21 protein-coding genes and 1 tRNA gene are annotated in these 24,504 nt (G+C 71.4%); 13 read left to right on the top strand and 9 right to left on the bottom strand.

Going from position 1 to position 24,504, the window contains the following annotated elements; genetic code table 11:
• Positions 1 to 69: 69 nt before the first annotated feature.
• The 5 genes from FHS08_RS16260 to FHS08_RS16240 all read left to right on the top strand — a co-directional run bounded on the left by FHS08_RS16260 (position 70) and on the right by FHS08_RS16240 (position 5,764).
• Complete coding sequence (locus tag FHS08_RS16260) at positions 70 to 1,194, top strand: YlbL family protein (RefSeq protein WP_170283292.1); 1,125 nt, start codon at positions 70 to 72, stop codon at positions 1,192 to 1,194.
• Between the two features lie 66 nt (positions 1,195 to 1,260).
• Complete coding sequence (locus tag FHS08_RS16255) at positions 1,261 to 4,164, top strand: UPF0182 family protein (protein ID WP_167041570.1); 2,904 nt, start codon at positions 1,261 to 1,263, stop codon at positions 4,162 to 4,164.
• Between the two features lie 60 nt (positions 4,165 to 4,224).
• Positions 4,225 to 4,298 (top strand) — tRNA-Met (locus FHS08_RS16250).
• 171 nt (positions 4,299 to 4,469) lie between these two features.
• The gene (locus FHS08_RS16245; protein WP_167041567.1) at positions 4,470 to 4,973 is read left to right on the top strand and encodes a DUF6328 family protein; all 504 of its coding nucleotides are present in this window, start codon (positions 4,470 to 4,472) and stop codon (positions 4,971 to 4,973) included.
• Positions 4,970 to 5,764, top strand: a complete 795-nt coding sequence (locus FHS08_RS16240; protein ID WP_167041564.1) for a carbon-nitrogen hydrolase family protein — start codon at positions 4,970 to 4,972, stop codon at positions 5,762 to 5,764. Before FHS08_RS16245 ends, FHS08_RS16240 begins: the two co-directional genes overlap by 4 nt.
• A gap of 21 nt (positions 5,765 to 5,785) precedes the next feature.
• Here the strand turns inward: FHS08_RS16240 and FHS08_RS16235 are convergent, their stop codons facing one another.
• Complete coding sequence (locus tag FHS08_RS16235; RefSeq protein WP_167041561.1) at positions 5,786 to 6,985, bottom strand: aminotransferase class I/II-fold pyridoxal phosphate-dependent enzyme; 1,200 nt, start codon at positions 6,983 to 6,985, stop codon at positions 5,786 to 5,788.
• 99 nt (positions 6,986 to 7,084) lie between these two features.
• On the opposite strand from FHS08_RS16235, the gene FHS08_RS16230 reads away from it, so the two are divergent.
• The 3 genes from FHS08_RS16230 to FHS08_RS16220 are packed head-to-tail and all read left to right on the top strand — an operon-like array spanning position 7,085 to position 11,533.
• Entirely contained in the window at positions 7,085 to 8,770 is a 1,686-nt protein-coding gene (locus tag FHS08_RS16230; protein WP_167041557.1) for a trypsin-like peptidase domain-containing protein, read from the top strand.
• Between the two features lie 43 nt (positions 8,771 to 8,813).
• On the top strand, positions 8,814 to 10,085 hold the full coding sequence (locus FHS08_RS16225) for a CDP-glycerol glycerophosphotransferase family protein (protein ID WP_167041554.1): 1,272 nt from the start codon (positions 8,814 to 8,816) through the stop codon (positions 10,083 to 10,085).
• Positions 10,082 to 11,533 carry a CDP-glycerol glycerophosphotransferase family protein gene (locus FHS08_RS16220; protein WP_167041550.1) on the top strand — a complete coding sequence of 484 codons (1,452 nt, stop codon included), beginning with the start codon at positions 10,082 to 10,084 and terminating at the stop codon, positions 11,531 to 11,533. Before FHS08_RS16225 ends, FHS08_RS16220 begins: the two co-directional genes overlap by 4 nt.
• Positions 11,534 to 11,536: 3 nt before the next feature.
• Here FHS08_RS16220 and FHS08_RS16215 read toward each other — a convergent pair whose 3' ends face one another.
• Positions 11,537 to 12,631, bottom strand: coding sequence for a glycosyltransferase family 2 protein (locus tag FHS08_RS16215; RefSeq protein WP_481822779.1), 1,095 nt, complete (start codon positions 12,629 to 12,631; stop codon positions 11,537 to 11,539).
• A gap of 72 nt (positions 12,632 to 12,703) precedes the next feature.
• Here FHS08_RS16215 and FHS08_RS16210 point away from each other — a divergent pair, with 72 nt between their 5' ends.
• Entirely contained in the window at positions 12,704 to 13,981 is a 1,278-nt protein-coding gene (locus tag FHS08_RS16210) for a CDP-glycerol glycerophosphotransferase family protein (protein ID WP_167041547.1), read from the top strand.
• Positions 13,982 to 14,102: 121 nt separating this feature from the next.
• On the opposite strand, the gene FHS08_RS16205 is transcribed toward FHS08_RS16210, so the two are convergent.
• The 6 genes from FHS08_RS16205 to FHS08_RS16180 form a co-directional block, all read right to left on the bottom strand.
• On the bottom strand, positions 14,103 to 15,473 hold the full coding sequence (locus FHS08_RS16205; RefSeq protein WP_167041544.1) for a maltokinase N-terminal cap-like domain-containing protein: 1,371 nt from the start codon (positions 15,471 to 15,473) through the stop codon (positions 14,103 to 14,105).
• A gap of 127 nt (positions 15,474 to 15,600) precedes the next feature.
• Entirely contained in the window at positions 15,601 to 15,813 is a 213-nt protein-coding gene (locus tag FHS08_RS16200) for an SCO4848 family membrane protein (protein ID WP_167041541.1), read from the bottom strand.
• A 110-nt stretch (positions 15,814 to 15,923) separates the two neighbouring features.
• Positions 15,924 to 16,166, bottom strand: a complete 243-nt coding sequence (locus tag FHS08_RS16195) for a hypothetical protein (protein ID WP_167041538.1) — start codon at positions 16,164 to 16,166, stop codon at positions 15,924 to 15,926.
• Positions 16,167 to 16,214: 48 nt separating this feature from the next.
• Positions 16,215 to 16,556, bottom strand: a complete 342-nt coding sequence (locus FHS08_RS16190; RefSeq protein ID WP_167041535.1) for a hypothetical protein — start codon at positions 16,554 to 16,556, stop codon at positions 16,215 to 16,217.
• Between the two features lie 166 nt (positions 16,557 to 16,722).
• Positions 16,723 to 17,649: a hypothetical protein gene (locus tag FHS08_RS16185; protein ID WP_167041532.1), complete on the bottom strand. Its 927-nt coding sequence runs from the start codon at positions 17,647 to 17,649 to the stop codon at positions 16,723 to 16,725.
• Positions 17,650 to 17,703: 54 nt separating this feature from the next.
• Positions 17,704 to 18,396, bottom strand: coding sequence for a phosphocholine cytidylyltransferase family protein (locus tag FHS08_RS16180; protein ID WP_167041529.1), 693 nt, complete (start codon positions 18,394 to 18,396; stop codon positions 17,704 to 17,706).
• Between the two features lie 214 nt (positions 18,397 to 18,610).
• Between FHS08_RS16180 and FHS08_RS17010 the strand changes: the two genes are divergently transcribed.
• From FHS08_RS17010 to FHS08_RS16165, 3 genes are read left to right on the top strand one after another with little or no spacing between them, the layout of a single operon-like run.
• Entirely contained in the window at positions 18,611 to 20,374 is a 1,764-nt protein-coding gene (locus FHS08_RS17010; RefSeq protein ID WP_341800447.1) for an ABC transporter ATP-binding protein, read from the top strand.
• On the top strand, positions 20,350 to 21,918 hold the full coding sequence (locus tag FHS08_RS16170; protein ID WP_167041526.1) for a hypothetical protein: 1,569 nt from the start codon (positions 20,350 to 20,352) through the stop codon (positions 21,916 to 21,918). The genes FHS08_RS17010 and FHS08_RS16170 overlap by 25 nt, the downstream gene beginning before the upstream one ends.
• Before the next feature lie 58 nt (positions 21,919 to 21,976).
• Positions 21,977 to 22,243 carry a DUF3039 domain-containing protein gene (locus FHS08_RS16165; protein ID WP_167041523.1) on the top strand — a complete coding sequence of 89 codons (267 nt, stop codon included), beginning with the start codon at positions 21,977 to 21,979 and terminating at the stop codon, positions 22,241 to 22,243.
• Positions 22,244 to 22,252: 9 nt separating this feature from the next.
• On the opposite strand, the gene FHS08_RS16160 is transcribed toward FHS08_RS16165, so the two are convergent.
• Complete coding sequence (locus FHS08_RS16160; protein WP_167041520.1) at positions 22,253 to 23,575, bottom strand: nicotinate phosphoribosyltransferase; 1,323 nt, start codon at positions 23,573 to 23,575, stop codon at positions 22,253 to 22,255.
• A 60-nt stretch (positions 23,576 to 23,635) separates the two neighbouring features.
• Between FHS08_RS16160 and murI the strand changes: the two genes are divergently transcribed.
• Entirely contained in the window at positions 23,636 to 24,463 is an 828-nt protein-coding gene (gene murI, locus FHS08_RS16155; RefSeq protein ID WP_167041517.1) for a glutamate racemase, read from the top strand.
• Positions 24,464 to 24,504: the final 41 nt, after the last annotated feature.

The raw sequence follows: 24,504 nt of genomic DNA, 5'->3' as shown, positions 1-24,504 counted from the left end.
TCCCGGACGCGACTCGATCGCTGTACGCCGGTCGCGAACGACCGCGCATCCCGGAGAGAAAGGCCGTCCTTGGCGCTGTTCGATGAGAACGTGGAGGTCACCCCGTCCCCGCGTCGCACCCTCTCCAGAGGCACGATCGCGGGCATGTGGTCCCTCTCGGTCGCCCTGATCCTCCTGCTGGTCATGACGTTCCTGCCCACCGCGTACGTCATCCAGCAGCCGGGGCCGGTCTACAACACCCTCGGCGAGGCGACGACGTCCGACGGCGAGCAGGTGCCTCTCATCTCCATCGACGGTGCCACGACGTACCCGACGGAGGGGTCGCTGGATCTTCTGACCGTCCAGGTCGTCGGCAACCGCGAACGGACCCCCTCGTGGTTCGAGCTCGCCGCCGCATGGTTCCAGCCGAGTCGCGCCGTCCTGCCGATCGACGCGGTCTTCCCCGTCGGGCAGACGACCGAGGAGCGCAACGAGCAGAGCGCGGCCGACATGGTCGACTCGCAGAAGGAGGCCACGGCCGCCGCCCTGACCGAGCTCGGGTACGACATCGACGCGAGGGTCACGGTCTACTCGGTGCTCGACGACTCCGCGGCCGATGGGATCCTCGAGAAGGACGACGTCATCCTGTCGGCGGACGGCCGGCCCGTGACGGATGCCTCATCCCTCCGGGAGATCGTGAACGAGGGCGGCGGCGACCCCGTCGAGCTCGTCGTCGAGCGCGACGGCGACGAGCTGACGCTGTCGGTCACGCCGCGCGAGAGCGAGGTCGAGGGCGAGTCGACGCTCCTGCTCGGCATCACGCTCCTGCACGACTACGAGTTCCCGTTCCAGGTCACGATCCAGCTCAACAACGTCGGCGGCCCGTCGGCGGGCATGATGTTCGCGCTCGGCATCATCGACACCCTCACTCCCGGCGAGCTCAACGGCGGCGCGAACGTCGCGGGCACAGGGACGATCTCCGCAGACGGGACGGTGGGGCCGATCGGCGGCATCCGTCAGAAGATGTGGGGTGCCGTCGACGCCGGCGCGACCTACTTCCTCGCCCCCGAGACGAACTGCGCGGAGGTCGTCGGGCACGTGCCGACCGGATTGCGCGTCTTCTCCGTCTCCGAGCTCGACGACGCGCTCGACGTGCTCGAGGCGATCCGCGATGACGGCGACCTCGACGCGCTGCCGACGTGCACGGCCGGATGAGGGGCGCACGACGTTCCTAGGGTTCCTACAGGCAACCCCCAGATCTCGCCCGCCTAGGATGAGACGGTGACCACGACGTCAGCGCCGAACCAGGCCACGCCCTCCCGCACCCGCCGTATCATCGCCATCTCGATCGCGATCATCGCGGCGGTGATCGTCGCGTTCTTCGTGTTCGCGAACCTCTACGCGGATTGGCTGTGGTACGACCAGCTCGGATACTCCTCGGTGCTGCTCACGCAGTGGACGGCGCGCATCCTGATGTTCCTCGTCGGGTTCCTCGGGATGGGGGTGCCCGTGTGGCTCGCGATCCAGCTCGCCTATCGCCTGCGGCCCGTCTACGCGCGCCTGAGCTCGCAGCTGGACCGGTACCAGGAGGTCGTCGAGCCGCTGCGCCGTCTCGCGATGTGGGGGATCCCCGTCTTCTTCGGCTTCTTCGCGGGGTTCGCCGCCTCCGCGCAGTGGGAGACCACGTGGCTGTGGTTCAACGGCGTCGAGACGCCCGTGACAGATCCTCAGTTCCACCTCGACACGGGCTTCTACCTGTTCGCGATGCCGTTCTGGGGGTCGCTGCTGGGCTTCGTGTCGGCCGTGCTGCTGGTGTGCCTGCTCATGACGGTCGTCGTCTCCTACCTGTACGGGTCGGTGCGCGTGGGCCAGCGCGAGCTGCGCATCTCCAAGTCGGCCCGCATCCAGCTCGCCGTCATCGCGGGCCTGTACCTCCTCGTGCAGGCTGCGAGCCTGTGGCTCGATCGCTTCAAGACGCTGGTCGAACCCGGCGGCATCGGCCGCATCACGGGTCCGGGCTTCACCGAGACCCACGCGGTCATCCCGGGGCAGACGATCCTCGCGATCATCGCGGTCGTCGTCGCCGTGCTCTTCTTCGTCACGGCCCTCATCGGCCGCTGGCGCTACCCGCTCATCGCGACGGCCCTGCTCATCGTCTCGGCGATCGTCGTCGGCATCGGCTATCCGTGGTTCGTCAACACCGTCCAGGTGCGCCCGAACCTTCTCACGCTCGAGAGCGAGTACTACCAGCGCAATCTCGATGGGACGAAGGTCGCGTTCGGGATCGACGGGCTCGAGAAGAGCGACTTCGAGGCGAGGACGGATGCCGAGGCCGGCGCCCTGCGCGCAGACGCCGAGACGACGGCGCAGATCCGCATCATGGACCCCGCGATCATCAGCCCGACCGTCCGCCAGCTCGAGCAGTACCGGTCGTACTACCAGTTCCAGGATCCGCTCGACGTCGACCGCTACGAGATCGACGGTCAGTCGCAGGACGCTGTCGTCTCGGTCCGCGAGCTCAACCTCGCCCAGCTCGGCGCCGGCGCGACGAACTGGTACAACACGACCCTCGTCTACACGCACGGCTACGGTCTGGTCGCGGCGAAGGGCAACGCCCGCACGGCCGACGGCAACCCCGAGTTCTTCGAGCGCGGCATCCCTGCGGCCGGAGCATTGACCTCGAGCGAGAAGTTCGAGCCGCGCGTGTACTTCGGCGAGAAGTCGCCGACGTACTCGATCGTCGGGGCCCCCGGGGGGACGCGCGACATCGAGCTGGACTATCCGTCCGGCTCGGACGGCGGCTCGAACGAGACGAAGACGACCTTCACGGGCGACGGCGGTCCGAGCATCGGCAGCGTGTTCAACCGCCTCATCTACGCGCTCAAGTTCCAGTCCGAGCAGATCCTCTTCTCGGATGCCGTCAACGAGGACTCGCAGATCCTCTACGACCGCGATCCGATCACGCGGGTGCAGAAGGCGGCTCCCTACCTCGAGCTCGACAGCGACCCGTACCCGAGCGTCGTGGACGGACGGATCGTGTGGATCGTGGACGGCTACACGCTGAGCGCCAACTACCCGTACTCTTCCGTCGTATCGCTGTCGGCGGCGATCGCGGACTCGAACAACACCGCGCCGCGCTTCGCGCTCGACAACATCAACTACATCCGCAACTCGGTCAAGGCGACCGTCGACGCGTATGACGGCAAGGTCACTCTCTACGCATGGGACACCACCGACCCCGTGCTGCAGGCATGGCAGAAGGTCTATCCCGCGACCGTCAAGCCGGTCTCCGACATGTCGGCCGACCTCATGAGCCACGTGCGGTACCCGACAGATCTGTTCAAGGTGCAGCGCGCGATGCTCGGCGTGTACCACGTCGACGACGCGCAGTCGTTCATCCAGCGCGACAACGCGTGGGAGACGCCGAACGACCCGCAGAACGCCACGCGTCTGCAGCCGCCGTACTACCTGACGATGCAGATGCCCGGGCAGACCGCCCCGACGTACTCGATGTTCACGTCGTTCATCCCATCGTCCGAGGGCGGGAACGCGCGCAACGTGCTCATGGGCTATCTCGCCGTCGACTCCAACGCGGGCGACCAGTCCGGCGTGCGAAGTCCCGACTACGGCAAGCTCAGGATGCTGGAGATCAGCGCCGAGACTCCCGTTCCGGGTCCGGGGCAGGTGCAGAACACGTTCGACGCCGATCCGAGCGTCTCGGCCTTCATCAACATCCTCAAGCAGGGTGACTCCGAGGTTCTCAAGGGCAACCTGCTGACGCTTCCCGTCGGCGGCGGCCTCCTGTACGTGCAGCCGGTGTTCGTGCAGTCCTCGGGCGGCACGAAGCTGCCGACGCTGCAGAAGATCCTGGTGTCGTTCGGCAACGCCGTCGCGTTCGAGGACACCCTCAACGACGCGCTCGACGTGCTGTTCGGGGGCGATTCGGGGGCGGATGCCGGTGACGGCGACGTCACTCCGTCTCCCGAGCCGACCCGCCCGGGCTCGTCGCCGCCCGACGAGGGCGACACCGGTGCGAGCGCCGAGTTCCAGGCGGCGCTCGAGACGGCGCGCCAGGCGATGCTCGATCGAGACGCAGCCCTCAAGTCGGGCGATCTCGCGGCGTTCGCCGAGGCGGACGAGCGGCTGACGGCGGCCGTGCAGGAGCTGCTGGCACTGGGCGGCTGAACCCGCAGGAGGGGCCCGTGGACGATCCCCGCTCCGAGCCGTGATAGGCTTTAGATGTGCCGCGGGGTGGAGCAGCTCGGTAGCTCGCTGGGCTCATAACCCAGAGGTCGCAGGTTCAAATCCTGTCCCCGCAACGAATGAAGAAGGCCCGGTCCGAAGGACCGGGCCTTCTTCATGTCGTCCGTGGATCGGCGCCCGCGAACCTGCGTCTGGGGGTCCCGGGCGGCGGCCGGGTTGTGCCGCCGCGGCGAGCAAGGGCCGCCGCCCGCGCTTGCCACGGCATCCGGCACGGGCGAGGATGAACCATGCCCGATCCCGCGACCCACGATCTCGACGACGGGCGTGACGAGACGCCCGCGGAGCGGGCCGACCGCAACTGGAGCGAGGTGCTGCAGGAGCTGCGCGTCATGCAGACCGGCACCCAGATCCTCACGGGCTTCCTGCTCGCACTCGCGTTCCAGCCGGCGTTCCGCGATCTGTCGAACGGCCAGCGTCTCGTCTACCTCATCCTCATCGTGCTGTCGGCGCTGAGCGCCATCGTCGCCCTCGCCCCCGTTGCTCTCCACCGCGTGCTCTTCCGGCGCCGGGCCAAGGAGGTCGTCGTCGCGTACGGGCACGCGGCGCTCGTGACCTCGCTCGTGACGGTCGCGATCCTCCTCGTGGGGGTCGTCGGGTTCGTCTTCGACGTCGTCGTGGGAGACGCGGCATCCTGGATCGCCATCGCCATGCTTCTGGCGGTGCTGGCGACTCTGTGGCTCATCGCCCCCGCCGTCATCCGTGCCCGTCACTTCGCGAGGAGTCCTCGATGACCGCCGTCGCCGTCGCCCAGTTCGCTCCCGCCGCCGACACGGAGGCGAACCTCGAGGTCATCGCGCAGCTCGCCTCGACGGCGGCGCAGCGCGGAGCGCGCGTCGTCGTGTTCCCGGAGTACTCGAGCTACTTCGTCGACCTGTTCGACGAGTCTCTCGCCGCGCACGCCCAGGAGGTCGACGGCCCGTTCACCTCGGCTCTCGCGCGCATCGCCGCCGAGCACGGTCTGGTCGTCGTCGCGGGTCTGCTCGAACGCGGCGGAGACGGGCGGCGCGTCCGCAACACCGTCGTCGCGGTCGCCGCCGACGGTGTGCGGGCGCGCTATCGCAAGCTGCACCTCTACGACGCGTTCGGCCAGCGCGAGTCCGATTGGGTCGAGCCCGGCGAGCTCGCCGAACCGGAGACGTTCGAGGTCGAGGGGCTCCGGTTCGGCCTCATGACCTGCTACGACCTGAGGTTCCCCGAGGTGGGGCGCCTGCTCGCGGATGCCGGGGCGGATGTCTTCCTCGTTCCGGCCGAGTGGGTGCGCGGGCCGCTCAAGGAGCACCACTGGCGCACGCTCGTGCACGCGCGCGCGATCGAGAACACGGTGTTCGTCGCGGCCGCCGACCACCCGCCGCCGCTGGGGGTCGGCGCGTCGATGATCGTCGATCCTCAGGGGGTCGAGATCGCCGCGGTGGGCACAGCGACCGACGTCGCGGTCGCACATCTCGATCAGGCGGCCGTCGAGCGCGTGCGGCGCGTCAATCCTGCCCTCGCGCTCCGGCGCTTTCGCGTGACCGCCCGCTGAGGACGATGACCCCTGGCGGCCTCAGCGGAGATCCGCGAGGCGGGATGCCGCCTCCTCGAGCACCTCGACGCGCTTGCACGCCGCGAACCGCACGAGAGTCGCGTAGTCCCCGGCTCGTGCGGGCGTCACGAAGGCCGTGAGCGGTATCGCGACGACCCCCGCACGCGCGGGGAGCATGCGGCAGAAGGCCGCGGCATCCGTCGCCCCGAGCGGCGCCGCATCGACGACGGTGAAGTACGAGCCTGCGGGGACCGACACGTCGAAGCCCGCGGCCGAGAGGCCCGCGCCGAGGAGGTCGCGCTTGGCGCGCAGGGTCGCGGCGATCCCGTCGAAGTACTCGCCGGGAAGCCTGAGGCCCGTCGCGATCGCGGGCTGGAAGGGCGCCCCATTGACGTACGTGAGCCACTGCTTGACCGCGAGCACGACGTCGACGAGGTCGGACGGACCGCACACCCACCCGATCTTCCAGCCCGTGGTCGAGAACGTCTTGCCGCCGGACGAGATCGTGAGCGTGCGGTCCCACGCTCCCGGAAGCGTCGCGATGGGCACGTGCGGCTCGTCGAAGACGAGGTGCTCGTAGACCTCGTCCGTCACGATGATCGCATCGTGCGCGTTCGCGAGCCGCACGACCTCGGCGCGCACGTCGGGGGAGAAGACGGCTCCCGTGGGATTGTGCGGGTCGTTCACGAGGATGACGCGTGTGCGGTCGGTCACGGCATCCCGAAGCTCGTCGAGATCCGGCTGGAAGTCGGGCCAGCGCAGCGGAACCGTCACGAGCCGCGCCCCCGCAAGGGCGATGACCGCGGCATACGAGTCGTAGTAGGGCTCGAACACGACGACCTCGTCATCGGGGCCGTCGATGAGAGCCAGGAGGGTCGCCGCGAGGGCCTCCGTCGCGCCCGCGGTGACGAGCACGTCGCGGGCGGGATCGAGGTGGAGGCCGTAGAAGCGCTCCTGGTGCTCGGCGACGGCCGCCAGGAGATCGGGGATGCCGCGCCCCGGCGGATACTGGTTGACGCCGTGGGCGATCGCGGCGCGCGCTGCGTCGAGCACCTCGGACGGCCCGTCCTCGTCGGGGAAGCCCTGCCCGAGGTTGATCGCTCCCGTGTGCGCCGCGAGTGCGCTCATCTCGGCGAAGATGGTAGGACGTGTCGAGCCGTCGGCGCCGATGAGGCCCGCCCCTTCCAGGGTGCGACGCCAGGCGCCGGGAATCTCTCGCATCCGGTTCACGCTACTCGCATAGTCGAGTCCCACTCGCGGCATAAGAAACCCACAGCAATGCGCGGCATCGTGGTAACCGCTTGGTCAGAAGGAGCAACGATGAGCGACATCCAGGGCAACGGCCCCGCAGATTCCACGAGCGACGCAGGGACGACTCCGGCGAGCCCGGATGCCGCCGCCGCGGCACCCGCTCCCACCCAGACGCCGCACGCGGTCGGCTACGGCCAGCCGTCCGTGCCCGCGCAGCCCGCCCACGCCGCGGCGCAGTCCGCAGGCGCCGCACCGCAGCCCGGCAATCCCGCGCAGCCCGGCGTCGCGCCGCAACCCGGCAGCCCCGCGCAGCCCGGCGTCGCAGGGCCGCAGGGCTACCCCGCGTACCCGCCGCAGGGCTACGGACAGCCGTACGGCACGCCGCGGCCGCAGGGATACGCCGGCCAGCCGGCGCAGCCGCCGTACGGGTCGTCGTTCGGCGCCGCGGCCTCCGGGCAGAGCGGAGCCCCGTACGGCGCGAGCCAGACGCAGCCCACCCTCCCCCTCGGCGGCCAGCAGGCGGCCGCGGGCACCGACACGAAGAAGAAGTCGGGTGCGGGCAAGGTCGTGGGGCTCCTCGTCGCGGCGGCCATCGTCGGCGGTGCGGCGGGCCTCGGCGGCTCGGCGGCAGGATTCGCGCTGTTCGCGCCGACGGCATCCGCTCCGCAGAGCGGGCCGGCGACCGTCACGGTCAACGACACCGGCTCCGTCAACCAGACGACCGCGATCGCGGCCAAGGTCGTCCCGAGCGTCGTCACGATCTCGGCCTCGAGCGGGTCCAGCGGCGGTACGGGGTCGGGCGTCGTGCTCACGGAGGACGGCTACGTCGTCACCAACACGCATGTCGTGACCCTCGACGGCGCCACGGGCAATGCCGCGATCCGCGTGACGACGTCCGACGGGCAGGTATACGACGCGACGGTCGTCGGCACCGACCCGACGTACGACCTCGCCGTCATCAAGCTGGAGGACGCGTCGGGGCTCACCCCGATCCGGTTCGGCGACTCGTCGAAGCTCAACGTGGGCGACCAGACCGTCGCCGTCGGCGCGCCGCTCGGTCTGTCGAACACCGTCACGACCGGCATCGTGAGCGCCCTCAACCGCTCGATCGAGATCGCGTCCTCGGCCGCGCCCGACTCGAGCGCACAGGACGGCGAGCAGGACGACGAGGGCGGTCAGGAGAACGGCCAGGAAGGCCCGTTCTTCTTCGACTTCGGCCAGGGCCAGTCGCCGCAGCAGACGGCCGACACGATCAAGATCGCGGTCATCCAGACCGATGCGGCCATCAACCCCGGCAACTCGGGCGGCGCGCTCGTCGACTCCGAGGGCAAGCTCATCGGGATCAACGTCGCGATCGCGACGGCGGGCGGGTCGGGCGGGGAGTCCGGCTCGATCGGCGTCGGCTTCTCGATCCCGTCGACCATCGTCAAGCGCATCAGCGACGAGATCATCGCCGACGGCGCGGCGACCCACGGCCTGCTCGGGGCCACAGTGCAGGCCGCGGCATCCGTCGAGGGCTCGACGATCACGGGCGCGTACATCAAGGAGATCACGGCGGGCGGCGCCGCCGCCGCGGCGGGGCTCCAGCCCGGCGACACCGTGACGGCGTTCAACGGCACGCCCGTGACCGACGCGACCGACCTCACGGCGCAGGTGCGCGCCGTCGCGGCAGGGAGCAAGGCCACCGTGACGTTCGTGCGCGACGGCCGGACCCAGACCGTCGACGTGACGCTGGGGTCCCTCCCCACGGAGTAGGCCCCTTCGGGAACAGGACGCCGCCCCGCGATAGGCTCGCGGGGTGGCGTCCTTCTCGTTCGGCGCGGGAAACCTGAGCAAGCTCGTCCGCATCCCGCTCTACCTCGCAGGCCGTCTCGCCACCCTCGTGATCCCGCGCACGCGCGACGAATGGGTGTTCGGGTGCGCCGTCGGCATCGCGGACGGCGCGCTCGCGCTGTGGGAGGTCGTCGCGGCCGAGGGCAGGCCTGCCGTCTGGCTCGTGGCGAACCACCGTCAGGCTCAGGATGCCGCGGCCCGCGGCATCCCGCACGTTCCCGCGTACTCCCTCCGCGGCTTCTGGCGCACCGCTCGCGCGCGCGTCGTCGTCGTGACGCACGGGTTCGGCGACGCGAACCGGTACGCGCAGGCGGGCGCCTTCATCGTTCAGCTGTGGCACGGCATCCCGCTCAAGAGGATCGGCCTCGACTCGCCGGAGACGACGCGGGCGCCGTCGATCCTGCGCCGCGTGCCGGGCCTCTCGCGTCTGCTGGCCGCGCTCTACCGGGGCGCCGCGCGACGGATCGCGGTGCTGCCGGCCGCGTCGCATCTCGTGCGCGGGCGCCTCGAGTCCGCCTTCGCGCTGCCCGACGCACGCGTGCCCGTCACGGGCGAGCCGCGAGTCGACGTGCTGGCTCGCGGCACGGCCGCCGAGCGGCGCGCGGCCGCCCGCGCGGGCATCGAGGCGGCCGTCGGCGGGGTCGACGCCGGCGCGAGGCTCGTCCTGTACGCCCCGACGTGGCGCGACGGCGAGCCCGACCCTGCCGTCCCGACCGCCGACGAGTGGACGGCGATCCTCGGCATGCTGGAGCGGCGGGACGCCGTGCTCCTGGTCCGATCGCACCACCTCGGCGAGGGCGACTACGCACCCCCTGTCGCGACCGACCGAGTCCGCGGGCTCGGCAGCGACCTCGTCGCCGACGTCACGCCGCTCCTGCCGGGGTTCGACGCGCTCGTGACCGACTACTCGTCCCTCGTGTTCGACTCGTCGCTCGTGCCCCTGCCCGTCGTGTTCCTCGCGCCCGACGTCGAGGCCTACGCGCGGCGGCGGGGCTTCTACGGGCGGTTCGAGGACGTCGCGGGCGGCGACGCGTCGACGACGTGGGCCGACGCCGTCGCGCGGCTCGACGAGACCTTCGGCGACGACGGGGCACGCGAGGAGCGTCTCGAACGCGCGCGCAGCCTCGACGCGCGCGTGCATGCGTTCCGCGACGGACAGAACGCCTGCAGGGTGTACCGTGCCATCCTGGCGGGCCTGGGGGAGCAGCCTCCCGCCGAGACGAAGGGAACCACATGACCGACGCCCGGTTCAGCTCCGACGGCGGGGCGAGCCTGATCCTCTCGGGCGAGGGTCCGCGACCGGACTCGATCGAGCTCGTGGGCGCCCGCGCGCGAGTCGCGGCATCCGTCACGGGTCGCGGCAGGACGTGGAAGGCGGCGCTCCGGCTGCGGGCGGCTCGCTGGGGCGGCCCCGAGCTGCCGCTTCCCGCCGGCGAGTACGAGCTTCGCGTCGTCCGCGCGGATGGCGCGGGGCAGATCGAAGCTCCCCCCGACGTGCCCCTCGTGCTTCTCGGCACCCTGCGGGCGTCGCTGTCGGGGTGGTCCGTCACGATCGGCCCGCCGATCGACCCCGCCTACGACTCGGGCGAAGGCCAGGACGCCCTCGAGCGGCGCTATGCGACGCGGCCGGGCGGACTCGAGAACGCGGTGTTCTTCGAGAGCTTCTACGGACGCAACGCGAGCTGCAATCCTCTCGCGATCGACCGCGAGCTGGCTCGGCGCGCACCGGGCGTGACGCGATACTGGAGCGTCGTCGACCTCTCCGTGCAGGTGCCCGAGGGCGCGATCGCCGTCGTCGAGGGCAGCCCCGACTGGTGGCGCGCCAGAGGAGCCGCGCGGCTCCTCGTGGTGAACGACTGGCTGCGCCGCCGCTTCTCGCGACGCAGGGGGCAGATCGTGCTGCAGACGTGGCACGGCACCCCGCTCAAGCGCCTCGCGCTGCACCGTCCCGGATTCGAGCCCCGGCGCGCCGCCGCGGTCGTCAAGGAGTCGCGGCGCTGGAACATCCTGCTCGCGCAGAACCCGTACTCCGCGCGCATCCTCGGCAAGGCGTACGCATTCCTCACGCGTCCCGTGTGGGTCGAGGGGTATCCCCGCGACGACGTGCTCACGGGCGGCGACGGCGCGCAGACCCGTGCGTCCCTCGGCATCCGCCCGGACGAGCGCGTCCTGCTCTATGCGCCGACGTGGCGCGACGACAGGGCCGAGATGGTCGACTTCCTCGACCCCGCGGCGCTCGCCGCCGCGACGGATGCCGTCGTGCTCGTGCGAGGTCACTCGCGCACGCTCCAGCCGGGGCGGGATGCCGCGGGCCCGCGCGTCATCGACGTGACGGGCTTCCCCGACACGTCGCGGCTGCTCCTGGTCGCCGACGCCCTCATCACGGACTACTCGTCGGTCATGTTCGACTTCAGCGTCACGCGCAAGCCGATGTACTTCCTCGTGCCCGACCTCGAGCACTTCCGCGGCGAGCTGCGCGGGTTCTACTTCGACCTCGCCGAGCATGCGCCGGGGCCCGTGGTCCGCTCGCAGGACGAGCTCGTGGCGGCCCTCGTCGGCGGAGATCCGTCCGAGTTCGCCGCGAAGTACGAGCTGTGGCGCGAGAAGTTCAACGCGCGTGACGACGGGCGCGCGGCGGAGCGCGTCGTCGCGCGCATCCTCGACCAGGGGTTCGTCGAGCGGTAGCCGCTACGGCAGGGGCGTGTTGCGGTCTCCGAGCCGCGACGTGTCGACGGTGTCGTGCGCGCCGGCCGCGACCCCCGCGAGAAAGCCGGCGCCCCACGACAGGTGCATCGTGGGCAGGACGGCGGCCGTCCACAGCTTGTCGCGCCATCCGCTGCCGCCGCCGGGTCCGATCGCCCACGCCGCGACGAGGAGCACGTACGCGGCGACGGGGAGATAGACGACGGATGCCGCGACCGCCCACCAGCCCGCGAGGACGCCCGTCGCCTGCAGCACCCCGACGACGACGCTCAGCGCGATCGCGACGAGCAGGGCGGGGGGCGCGAAGAAGCGGACGGAGTTGCCTCGGCCGAAACGGCGCACGAGCTCGCCCCGCCACCGGCCGGTCGCCCGGAACTGGCGGGCCAGCCGGCTCCAGCTCTCGCGCGGCCAGTAGGTCACGGCAAGGGCGGGATCGAACCACACGCGGTAGCCGGCGCGTCGGATCCGCAGGTTGAGCTCCCAGTCCTCGCCTCGTCGGATCGACTCGTCGAAGAGCCCGACCTCGTCGAGGACGGAGCGTCGCATGACGCCGAGGTATGCCGACTCGGCTTCGCCCTCCTGCGTTCCGCCGTGGTACGCGCCGCCGCCCAGGCCAACGGGGGAGTTGTACGCGCGGGCGACGGCGCGCTGGAACGGCGTGCGGCCGTCCGCCCGCATGACGCCGCCGACGTTCGCCGCGCGGACACGGTCGAGGGTCGCGAGGGCGCGCGTCGTGTAGCCCGCCTCGAGCTCGGAGTGCGCGTCCACCCGCACGATCGTCGGGTAGCGGCCCGCGCGGATCGCCAGGTTGAGACCCACGGGGATGTCGGCGGCGGGATTGTCGACGAGGACGATCCGGTCGTCTGCATGCGCGATCTCCCTGGCGAGCGCGGTCGTGCCGTCGGTCGACGGTCCGAGCGCGAGGATCAGCTCCATGGGTCCGTCGACATCCTGCGCGAGCACCGTGGCGACCGCGCGGGCGAGGTAGGCGCGCTCGTTGAGCACGGGCATGACGAAGCTGACGCCGGCGCGTGCGGGAACGACCGGCGCATCTTTGCGTCCGGACGCGACGACATGCACGCGTCGATCCTTTCACGTCAGCCTGGACAGAACCCCGAACGGCTCGTTCCGGGCCGTCGATAGGGTGGGAGCGTGGCAATCGTCTCGGATGCGCGCAAGGCCGTCGCGCTCGTTCGCAAGGCCGTCGACAACCGCATCGCTGTCAACGACGTGCGTCGCGCACTCGCGGCGAGGCCGCCGCATCCGGAGCGCCACTACACGGTCGCCGTCTACTTCGCCGACGGCGTCGTCAACATGTACCAGATGCGGCAGTGGTACCGCCCGCTCGCCGAGCTCGCGAAGCGCTGGCCCGTCGTCGTGCTGAGCCGGGCCGCGACCGGTGCGCAGGCGCTCGTACGGGAGGACGCGCTGCCCGTCGCGTTCGTCCCGACGGTGCGAGACCTCGAGCGCTTCATCGCGAAGCAGGACATCCGGGTCGTCCTTTACGTGAACCAGAACACCCGCAACTTCCAGATGTTCCGCTACGGGCGCCGGTGGCACGTGTTCATCAACCACGGCGAGTCCGACAAGATGTACATGACCACGAACCAGTTCAAGGCGTACGACTACGCCTTCGTCGCGGGGGATGCCGCGCGCGAGCGTCTCGCGCGCGTGCTGTGGGACTACGACCTCGACGCGCGAACCATCGAGATCGGGCGTCCCCAGGCCGACCACTACTCGGGCACGCTGCCGTACACTCCCGACGGACGCACGGTGGTGCTGTACGCGCCGACGTGGGAGGGCGACCGGCCGTCGGCGCACTACGGCTCCATCCGCACGCACGGCGAGCAGCTCGTCGCGGCCCTCCTCGCGACCGGGCGGCACCGCGTGGTCTACCGTCCGCATCCTCGTTCCGGCGTCGTCGATGCCGAGTACGGCGCCGCGAACAAGCGCATCGTCGCCGCGCTTCGGGCGGCCAACCTCGCCGATCCGGCCGCGCAGCACGTGTTCGACGACGGGCCCGAGCTCGGATGGCAGCTCGCATCCGCGGATGTCGCCGTCGTCGACATCTCGGCGATGGTCTACGACCGGCTCGCCGCAGACAAGCCGCTCATGATCACGCGCCCTGCGGACCCGCGCGCCTCGATCGACACGCACGGCTACCTGTCCGCGTGCGAATGGCTGGATGCCGAGGCCGCCCCCGACATCGTCGCCGAGACGGATCGGGTGCTGGGCGACCCTGAGTCGGTCGAACGGCTCGAGCACTGGGTGCACCGATACTTCGGCGACACGAGGCCGGGGGCCGCGACGGAGCGGTTCCACGCTGCCGTCGAGCGCCTCATGGACGAGTGGGACGCCTGGCACGCCCGCACGACGGACGAGTCCGACGACGAGGAGCTCGACCCCGACGAGGCGGAGCTCGACGAGTGAGCGCGGGCCTCGCTGCCGGCCTTCCGACGGCTGCCTCGCGATGTCGGCGCCTGCGTCGGCGCGTCGGGTCGGGGGCGCGTCGGGTCGGGGGCGCGAGGCAGACGTCGGTGCGGTCGGCTCGCTAGGCGGCGGGCGTCGGCGCGCCGGCGAGACGTGCGATCGCCCGCAGCGGGATCGCGACCCAGGTAGGACGGTTCCGGGACTCGTAGATCGCCTCGTACACGGCCTTGTCGAGCTCGAGCGCCGCGAGCAGGGTGCGGTCGACGTCGAGGTCGACGCCCGCGACCCGTGCGTAGCCGTCGAGGAACGCCTGTCGCGCCGCCCGTGCCCACGCGAGCATCGGGTCGTCGGAGCGATCGGGGTGGTCGAGCCTGATGGAGCCCGCGACGTAGTCGAACGAGCGGAGCATCCCTGCGACATCCCGCAGCGCGAGATCGGGGCTGCGCCGCTCGGCCATCGGCCGCAGCGGCTCGCCTTCGAAGTCGAGGAGCATCCAGCCGCGCTCGGGAGAGCGCAGCACCTGGCCGAGGTGGTAGTCGCCGTGGATGCGCTGGAGGGGCGGCCAGTCGGCCTCGAGAGCACGGCGGTACACGCTCTCGACCGCCTCGCGGCGATCGGCGATCGTGGGGACCTCGGCGATCGCGATCGCGAGCCGTCGCTGCCACGTCGCCGCCGTCGCCTCCCGGTCGGCGGGAGCCGTCGTCACGGTCGGGAACAGCTTCGCGAGATCGAGATGGACGTCCGCCGTGGCGGCGCCCAGTTCGCGTGCGTGCGCCGTGAAGTCATCGCCGGCGGCCGCGGAGTGCAGGGCGACCCGCCATGCGTCCTCGACGCCGGGCAGGAACTCCTGGGCGAAGGCGAGCGAGCCTTCCACCGTGTCGCGGGATGCCGCATCCGGCCATGTCCCGGCGATGGAGCCGATGGCACGCGGCACGTGTGCGGAGCCCGCGTCGGCGAGCGCCGTCTGCAGCTCGATGTCGGGGTTGAGGCCCGGATGCAGCTGCCGGAAGACCTTGCAGATGACCGGCATGCCGGCACCGTCCGGCTGGTAGATGACGGAGGTGTTGGACTGCTCGCCCGCGAGGACGCGGGCGGGTGCGGCGATGTCTATGGCGCCGCGGTGGGTCTTCACTCCGACGGCGACGGTCCGGGGGCCGTGGCCCTCCCCGCCCTCCGTCACGAGCCGGAGGAGCGCGCGCGTGTAGGCGGGGTCGAACGCGCCGTCGATGAAGGTCGTTCCGGGCTCGGGACTGCCGATGACGTGATCGGGGGACGCCTCGACCGTCGCGGTCGCACGGGCGACGACGGGGATCTGGTAGAGCACGACGGGGAGGGCGCCCTCATCCGCGACGAGGAACGTGCGCACGGTCGCGTCGTCGTCGGCGGGCAGGTCCCACCACGCGACGAGGCGGAGGCTCGGCGGTCGCCCCTTCGCGGCGTACCACCGCTGTCTCGGCATCCATGCCGCGAGACACGCCAGCGTGCTGTCCATACATGCGAGGTTATGGCCCGCACGGCGTCGATGTCGAGGATTTCCTGCAAGCGCTTGCATATCGCCGGCGACAGCCGCCGGAGGAGATCCCGGTTCGACGGCTCGCGGGCGCTGGCCCACGACGGTCTCAGCCCACCAGGAGCACGATCGCGGCGATGACCGACGCCAGCGCGAGCACGAGCGCCGCCGCGATGAGCGTGACGTGGACCGTGAGGAACCGCGTGGCCCTGCCGTTCGCGTCCCGAGCTCGGGGATCCTGGGCGACCCGGCGGTAGAACGAGGGCCAGACGACGACGTTGAAGGCGGCATTGAGGAACAGCAGGACGATCGCAGCGGTCACCGTTCGAGCCTAAGCGGCGGGCGAAGGCGTCTCGCACGCGCGACGACTGCTCGCGGCCGGCGCGCGACGCCCCGCGCCCCGCCGGCGAGGATGGTCCTCGGCCCGCCTGATCAGGGTCGGTCCGCGGCCGGGCCCTCGCTCGTCTCCTGCTGTTCGGCGATCTCCATCTCCGGCGCGACCGGGACGACGATCGACTCGACGGCCGCCACGCCTTCGCCGAGCAGCCCGATGAGACCCACGTCGGCGGGTGCGGCATCCGGCAGCCGCTCGGCGGTGGACTCGGGGCGATCGGGCTCGGAAGGAAGCCCCGCCCACTCGGACGGCTCCTCCGGGCGAGGTGTGAACAGACCCATGGCAGCTCCCCTTCTCGACGAACTCCTCCGTCGACCCATCCTCGACCGTCACATCACGAACCGCCACACGTACTCGACCCCGGTCGCGGGACGGAACCACGCGAGCGTCACGACGACGTCGTCGGGATCGACGTCGCACAGACACAGCTCCACAGTCTCTCCCGGGAGCATCTGACCCCAATGCTCCGTCGCCGAGCGCATCGACGCCGGCGCCGCGCGGACAGGGGAGGGACCACGATCGGCGGATTCGACGAAGACCCGCACGAAATCGACGACTCCCGCGCTCGCATTCGTGACGCGGGGGTGCGCGCGCAGGCCGCGGTCGACGCGCCAGGGCAGCGGATAGGCGGCGGGCGGGGCGGTTTCGTCGGGGTCGAGTGCGCGGAGCATGCGGCCGACGGTAGGAGCGGCATCCGACGCCGGAGCCCGTGATCCAGGCCTCGCGGGCTCTGGCGGGGGAGAGACCCGCGGAGCCGGGGAGCTGGGGAGGAGCCGCCGCGCTGAACGCAGCGGCGAGCCGGCGGAGGAGCGGTTCAGGACTCGATCGGCCACACGATCAGCGGTCGGGATCGGCGTCGGCGTCCGATTCCCTCGCGCGGATCGCCAGGAGCCGCTTCCCGGCCGATCCCACCGCCGACGCGCTCTTGGCGACTCCGCCTGCGATGGCGTCGCCCGCCCGGCGCAGACCCCGCGACGCCGACGTCTCGAGGCGCTGCGCGCCCGGTCGCGGCTCGAGGTCGGCCGGGAGAGCGAGCGGCGGCACGCCGAATGCGCGGCGCGAGTTGACCAGCACGCGCCGCCCGAGGATGTTGTTGCCCGCGCCGCCGATCGCCGCCCCGATGCCGAACGGGATCGCCTTGCCGATGATCGACACGCCGCCCTTCGCCGCGAACTGCTTGATGAACGAGCTCTTGAGCCGGTCCACGAGCGGACCCACAGCGGCCCGCGGAAGCGTCTTCGTGATGAGCTCGCCCCAGTAGCGGTCGCGCGTGAGGCCCTTGCCGGAGGCCTGCCCCGCGAGCTGGGCGACGAGATCGATGCCCTCCTTGCCGAGCAGGAGCGTCAGCACGAGTGCGCGTGCGCGGTCGGGATCGGAGACCGCGATGCCGTGCACCTCCGCCGCCGACTGCGCGAACAGCGTCGTCGCCTCGAGGAAGCCGACGGTCTCGACGCCGCTCAGTGCGAGCGTCACGCCCGTGCCGATCCCGGGTACGACGGCCGTCGCGCCGACGGCCGCGCCGCCCGTCGTCACAGCGGCGAGATAGCGCCGCTCGAGATAGCGGATGATCTGAGCGGTCGAGGCGTCGGGATGGCGGAGGCGGATGCTCCGCAGGTGCGCGAGCACCGCGGGGCGCTGGACAGCGAGCACGCGGTCGAGCGCCCTGACGGCGCGCGGGTGCTCCTCCGAGCCGACGGGCGGGATGCCGTTCGCCCAGGGCGAGTCGTCCGGGAGGGAGTGGATGCGGTGCACTTTCTCGGCCATATCAGGCCGATCCTATGCAACGTCGGCCTCAGGACGCCTGAGGCTTGACAGGGCTCAGACGAACAGGTTCGCGCGCTCGAGGTCTTCTGCGAAGTCGACCTCGACGGCGTAGAGGTCGGAGATGTCGAGCGGCTCGAGCACGAGGCCGTCCTCCGCGATGGCGAGCTCGAGACCGCGCTCGAAGTAGTCCTGGTCGTCGACGCGCGTGAGCTGGCGGATGAACGCCTTCTTGTCGCGGCTCGAGATGTAGTTGATGCCGACGGCCTCGCCGATGCCGCCCTTGACCGTCTTCGAGAGCTCCTTGATGTGGCCCTCGGCGGTCACGGTGTACTTGACCTCTTCGTCGCTCACCTTGGAGGTGTTGACCGTCACGAACGACTGGTCGCGCTCGATGAGCGCGATCGCGCGGCCGAGCACGCGCGGGTCGAACACGACGTCGCCGTTCATCCACAGCACGCCGCCCTTGCCGGTCGCGTTGAGGGCGCGCAGCAGGCTCTTGGACGTGTTCGTCTGGTCGTAGACGTCGTTGTACACGTAGTCGACGTACGGGAACGCCTCGACGATCGTCTCTGCGCGGTAGCCGACGACGGTCGTGATGCGTGCGGTCTTGCCGAACGCGGCACGGATGTTGTCGTGCTGCTGCTGCATGATGCTGCGCCCGTCGCCGAGCTCGGTGAGCGGCTTCGGCAGACTGCGGCCGAGCCTCGAGCCCATGCCTGCGGCGAGGATGACGGTCTGAATGGTCAAATGAGAGCTCCTGGAGTGTGTGGTTCACCGTCGGTTCACCGACGCGACACTCCGTCGTGCCTACGCCATGGTAGCGATCGACCCCTGTGAACCCGCAGGATATCGGGGTCCCGTTGTCGTTTCGTGACAAAACCTTCATCCACGACTCCGACGCGGGGAACCCTCTCTCGACCTCCCGCTTGCTACGTTGGATCGCGTGACAGCCTCTCTCCCGGTGCCACACGACGACTTTCCGGACACCCCGGACGGCAGTGTCGACGGCGCCCGGGCAGACCGCGCACCCATCGTCAAGCTTCCGCCCAAGCCGCGCAAGCCGCGCAAGCCCGCGGTGACCGCCGCGCAGGCTGCGAAGGATGCCGAGACCGCCGCGGCGAAGCCCCCGCGGCGCGCCCCGCGCACGTCGGCGGCGCGGCGCGCCCCGGTCCATCCTGGTCCGCCTCCGCCGCTTCCTCCCGACCTTGCCGCGGAGGGGCTCGTCATCCCGCCGAAGCCGCCGCTCCCCGACACGGAGCGCGAGCCGTCGAAGGCCGACGAGGCGAACGCCGCCCCCGCGCAGGACGAGACGAGGGATGCCGTGCAGCCGACCGCTCAGGAGATCACGGACTCTCCCGCCGCCGAACCGGCGGGAGAGCTCGCCGACGACCTCGACGGCGTCGCGCCGGCGGAACGGTCCGACGAGGAGGCTCCGGAAGCGGCAGAGCCATCCGACGACGAGGAGACGCCGGCGTCGGCGGAACCGCTCGACGACGTCGCGCCGACGGCGACGGAGACCCCGGCTGTGGGAGAGCCCGCACCGGACGAGTCCGCGGTGTCGGACGACGACGCTGCTTCCGGCGAGCCGGCCCTCGCCGCGGAGGACGCGGAGCCCGTCGAAGCCGCCGCGGAGGACGCGGAGCCCGTCGAAGCCGCCGCGGAGGACGCGGAGCCCGTCGAAGCCGCCGCGGAGGACGCGGAGCCCGTCGAAGCCGCGGTCGACGCCGGTTCCGACCTCGCCGGCGCCGCGGGAATCCCTGACAACGACCCCACGGCCGACGCCGTGGATACGGCGCCCGAGCTCGGCCCCGTCGCTGACGACGCCGCGGTCGCGGCATCCGTGGCCGTCGCGGGTGCCGTCGACGCGCCGGCCGTCGTACCCGCCGAGGTGCAGGAGCAGGCGGCCGCGATCGATGCCGTCTTCGCGACCGAGGATTCCGCCGCGGCCTCCGCGACCGTCGCCGGGACGGCGGCGCTATCGCTGCGCGGGGTTCAGAAGTCCTTCGGCGACACGCGCGCGGTCGACGGGATCGACCTCACGGTGCCCGCCGGCACGTTCTACGGCCTCGTCGGACCCAACGGTGCGGGGAAGACGACGACGCTGTCGATGATCGCGGGGCTGCTGCGTCCCGATCGCGGCTCCATCGTCGTCGGCGGTGTCGATGCGGCGGCGCACCCTCTCAAGGCGAAGCGGCTCATGGGTGTCCTGCCCGACCGGCTGCGCACGTTCGATCGGCTGACCGGCCGCCAGCTGCTCTACTATTTCGGCGTGCTGCGCGGGCTCAAGCCCGCCGTCGTCGAGAGCCGGACGGCCGACCTCGCCCGCGCGTTCGACCTCACCGACGCGCTCGGACGCGTCGTCTCGGACTACTCGGCCGGCATGACCAAGAAGGTCATGCTCGCGGGGGCCATGATCCACTCGCCGCGGCTGCTCGTGCTGGACGAGCCGTTCGAAGCCGTCGACCCGGTCTCGAGTGCGGTGATCCTCGACATCCTGTCGGCGTACGTCGCGCACGGCGGCACCGTCATCCTCTCGAGTCACGGCATGGACCTCGTCGAGCGCGTGTGCTCGCGCGTCGCGGTGCTCGTCGCGGGCCAGGTGCTCGCAGAGGGGACGATCGACGACGTGCGGGGGGAGCTGACCCTCGAGCAGCGCTTCATCGAGCTCGCCGGCGGGCTCAGCGACGTGGAGGGGCTCGAGTGGTTGCATACGTTCTCCGACTGAGGGCCGCGCTGCTGCTCGGCGCCGTGCGGGGGACGCCCGGGCAGACCGCCCGCGTCGTCGCGGGGTTCGTCGTGGTGGCCGCCGCCGTCGCCGCCGCGTGCTGGGCGCTGCTCACGCTGCGCACGGCGCAGGCAGACGTCGTGCTGGCTGTGACGGTGCTCGGGGGCTCTGCCGTGACCCTCGGCTTCGCGCTCGCGCCCCTGGTCGGCGGTGCGACGGACCAGCTCGACCCCCGGCGCTTCGCTCTGCTCGGGATGCCGCCGCTCCGGCTGGCGGGCGCGCTCGCCCTCGCCGCGCTGCTGAGCGTCCCGACCCTCGCGCTGGCCGTGGTCGCGATCTGCGCCGCCGTCGTGTGGTCGGCGCACGGCGTTCCCGTCGCCGCGGCGATCTTCGGGGTCGTTCTCGGCGTCACGACCTGCGTCCTCGTGGCGCACGTCTCGATGGCGCTCACCTCGCTCTTTCTGCGCGAACGACGCTCGCGTGAGCTGTCCGGGCTCTTCGTGCTCGCGATCCTCGTCGTCGTCGTCCCCGTCGGGGTCTTCCTCGCATCTCTCGAGTGGCGCGGGAGCGTGCCCACGCAGCTGGAGGAGGCCGTCGGCGTCCTCGGGGGCACCCCGCTCGGCGCGGCGTGGGCCTATCCCGGTCTGCTCGCCTCGGGCGACCCGAGCGCGCCGGTCGGGGCCCTCGTGGCCGTCGCCACGATCGCTGTCCTCGCGGTCCTGTGGGTGTGGGCCGTCCGGCACGCCCTGACGACGACGGAACGGCCTCTCGCGGTTCGCGAGCGGGGAGGTCTCGGCTGGTTCGCCGTCGCACCCGGCACGCCGGGCGGCAGCATCGCGGCCCGCAGCCTCGTGTACTGGCTGCGCGACAGCCGCTATCTCGTGAATGTCATCGTCATCCCGATCGCCGCTCTCCTGACGACCGTCCCGCTGCTGATCGCGGGGGTTCCGGCCGAGTACGTCGCGCTGGTCCCTGTGCCCTTCATCGCGCTGTTCCTCGGCTGGCTTCCGCACAACGACATCGCCTACGACTCGACCGCCGTGTGGATGCACATCGCGAGCGGCGTGCGCGGCTTCTCCGACCGCGTCGGGCGCCTCATCCCGGTGCTGCTCATCGGCCTGCCGACCCTCGCCGTCGCGATTCCCATCGCGATCTCGCAGCACGGTCGGTGGGCCGTGCTCCCCGCCATGGTCGGAGTGTGCGGATCGCTCTTCCTGTGCGGACTCGGGCTCTCCAGCATCGCGTCGGCCGCCGCGCCGTACGCCGTGTCGCGACCGGGTGAGAGCCCGTTCCAGCAGCCGCAGAGAACCCGCGCGAACGGCGCCATCGCGCAGACGCTCGTGATGCTCGGCGCCATCGCGCTCAGCGCCCCGGCGCTGTGGTGGGCGTGGCTCGCGCTCACGGGCGACATCGGGGCGGCCGATCTCGCGCTGTGGGGCGGGCTGGGCGTCGGGGCGGCCGTGCTCCTCGTCGGCATCGGCGTGGGGTCCGTCGTGTTCGAGCGTCGCGGCGGCCGGATCATGGAGTTCGCGGAGTCCACGTGACGACGGATGCCTCGGCATCCGCCCGAGGTCCCGTGGCGCGCGGCTACACTGGCTGACCATGAGCACTCCCCTCGAAGGCCCCGACCAGGGCGGTCTCGCGACCCTCGACCGCGAGCTCGAGGAGCTCCTCAAGGAAGAGCATTTCGAGCCGGGCGATCACGAGCGCTTCTCGCACTACGTGAAGAAGGAGAAGATCCTCGAGTCCGCGATCACGGGCAAGCCCGTGCGCGCGCTGTGCGGCAAGAAGTGGACGCCGGGACGCGACCCCGAGAAGTTCCCCGTGTGCCCGACGTGCAAGGAGATCTACGAGTCGATGGCGGGCTGACGCCGACCGTCACGCGTCGACATAGATGGTGGGGATCGCCGGGTCGGACCGGCTGAGCGCGAGTGCCCTGACCGGCAGCTCCTCGCGCACCTCGGCATGGTGGGCGCGTGCCGCCTCGACGCCGGCGGGACCTTCGAACGCCGGGTCGATCTCACCGTCCACGACGAACCGCACCTGGAGCGGGCGGGCACCGGGATGCTCGTCTGGGGTGTCGACGGCCTCGAAGCCGTCGGAGATCGCGATGATCTCGCTCGTCGCCGTGCCGCGCTCGAGGGTGCGGAAGGCGGCCTTGCGCCCGCCCTTGGACGCCTTGTCGGTCGACGCCTTCGCCACCGAGACCCAGGCGCCGTCGGCATCCTGCCTCGCGACGAGCTTGTAGACCATGCCCGACGTCGGCGTGCCCGAGCCCGTCACGACGGACGTGCCGACGCCGTAGGAGTCGACGGGGGATGCCGCGAGCGCCGCGATCGCGTACTCGTCGAGGTCGCTCGTCACCGTGATGCGGGTGGCGGTGGCACCGAGCTCGTCGAGCTGCACACGGACCTCGGCCGCCACGATCGGCAGGTCGCCCGAGTCGATGCGGACGCCTCCGAGTCCCGTGCCCGCGACGCGGACCGCCGTCTCGACGCCCTGGCGGATGTCGTACGTGTCGACGAGAAGCGTCGTCTCGACCCCCAGCGCCGCGATCTGGGCGCGGAAGGCGTCCTCCTCGGTCTCGTGCAGGAGCGTCCACGCGTGCGCCGCGGTGCCCATCGTGGGGATGCCCCACGTGCGCCCGGCCTCGAGGTTCGACGTCGCGCCGAACCCCGCGATGTACGCGGCGCGCGCCGCCGCGACGGCCGACCGCTCGCCTGCGCGGCGCGAGCCCATCTCGGCGAGCGGCCGGTCGCCGGCGGCGACGGCCATGCGAGCCGCGGCCGTCGCGACGGCCGAGTCGTGGTTCAGGATGCTGAGCGCGAGGGTCTCGAGCACGACGCCCTCCGCGAACGTGCTCTCGACCGTCAGGACGGGGGAGCCGGGGAAGTACAGCTCACCCTCGCGGTACCCCGTGATGGTTCCCGTGAACCGATAGGCGGCGAGCCAGTCGAGGGTCGCGGCATCCACGACCTTCCCGTCGCGCAGGAACGCGAGCTCGTCGTCGTCGAACCGGAAGTCCCGGAGAGCCGCGAGAAGCCGGCCCGTGCCGGCGACGACGCCGAAGCGGCGACCGCCCGACAGGCGCCGCCCGAACAGCTCGAAGACGCAGGGACGATCGCCCGTGCCGTCGCGGAGCGCGGCATCGATCATCGTGAGCTCGTAGCGGTCGGTCAGGAGGGCGGTGGACGCGCGCATGCGGTCAGCCTAGGGCTCGGGCGGAGGGCGACGCATCCGCCTGGCGTAGGCTGGACGATCGTGAACGACGCGCCGATCGGCATCTTCGACTCCGGGGTCGGCGGGCTCACCGTCGCCCGCGCGGTCTCGGCGCAGCTGCCGAGCGAGTCGATCCTCTACATCGGCGACACGGCGCACTCGCCGTACGGGCCGAAGCCCATCGCCGACGTCCGGCGGTACGCGCTCGAAGTGCTCGACACTCTCGTCGACCAGGGCGTCAAGATGCTCGTGATCGCCTGCAACACGGCATCCGCAGCCATGCTCCGCGATGCGCGCGAACGCTACGACGTCCCCGTCGTCGAGGTCATCGGCCCCGCCGTGCGCACCGCGATCTCGACGACGCGCAACGGACGCATCGGCGTCATCGGCACGGCCGGCACGATCGGCTCCGGCGTGTACCAGGACATGCTCGGCGTCGACGAGCGGCTCACGGTCTTCGCGCAGGCGTGCCCACGGTTCGTGGAGTTCGTCGAAGCGGGGGTCACGGGCTCGCCCGACGTGCTCGCGGTCGCGGAGGACTACCTCGCGCCCCTCCGCCATGCGGGCGTCGACACGCTCGTGCTGGGCTGCACGCATTACCCGTTCCTGGAGGGTGCGATCAGCTATGTCATGGGCCCCGACGTGTCGCTCGTCTCGAGCGACACGGAGACCGCGAAGGACGTCTACCGCCAGCTGGTCTCCCGCGACCTGCTCGCGAGCCCGGATGCCGACCCCCGCCACGTCTACGAGGCGACGGGGGACTCCGCCGACGACTTCCTCCGTCTCGCGCATCGCCTGATGGGCCGGGAGGTGTCGAGCGTGCGGCTCGTGCAGACCGGCGCGATCGACCTTCCGTCGGCGCGGGGCTGAGGAATCCATGATCCGCGTGTCCCCCTCTGACCGACCTGCGT

This window comes from Microbacterium ulmi (assembly GCF_011759705.1).
GTDB lineage: Bacteria > Actinomycetota > Actinomycetes > Actinomycetales > Microbacteriaceae > Microbacterium > Microbacterium ulmi.
Note: the sequence above shows the minus strand (reverse complement) of the source record. Positions and strands in the feature narration are given on the sequence as shown.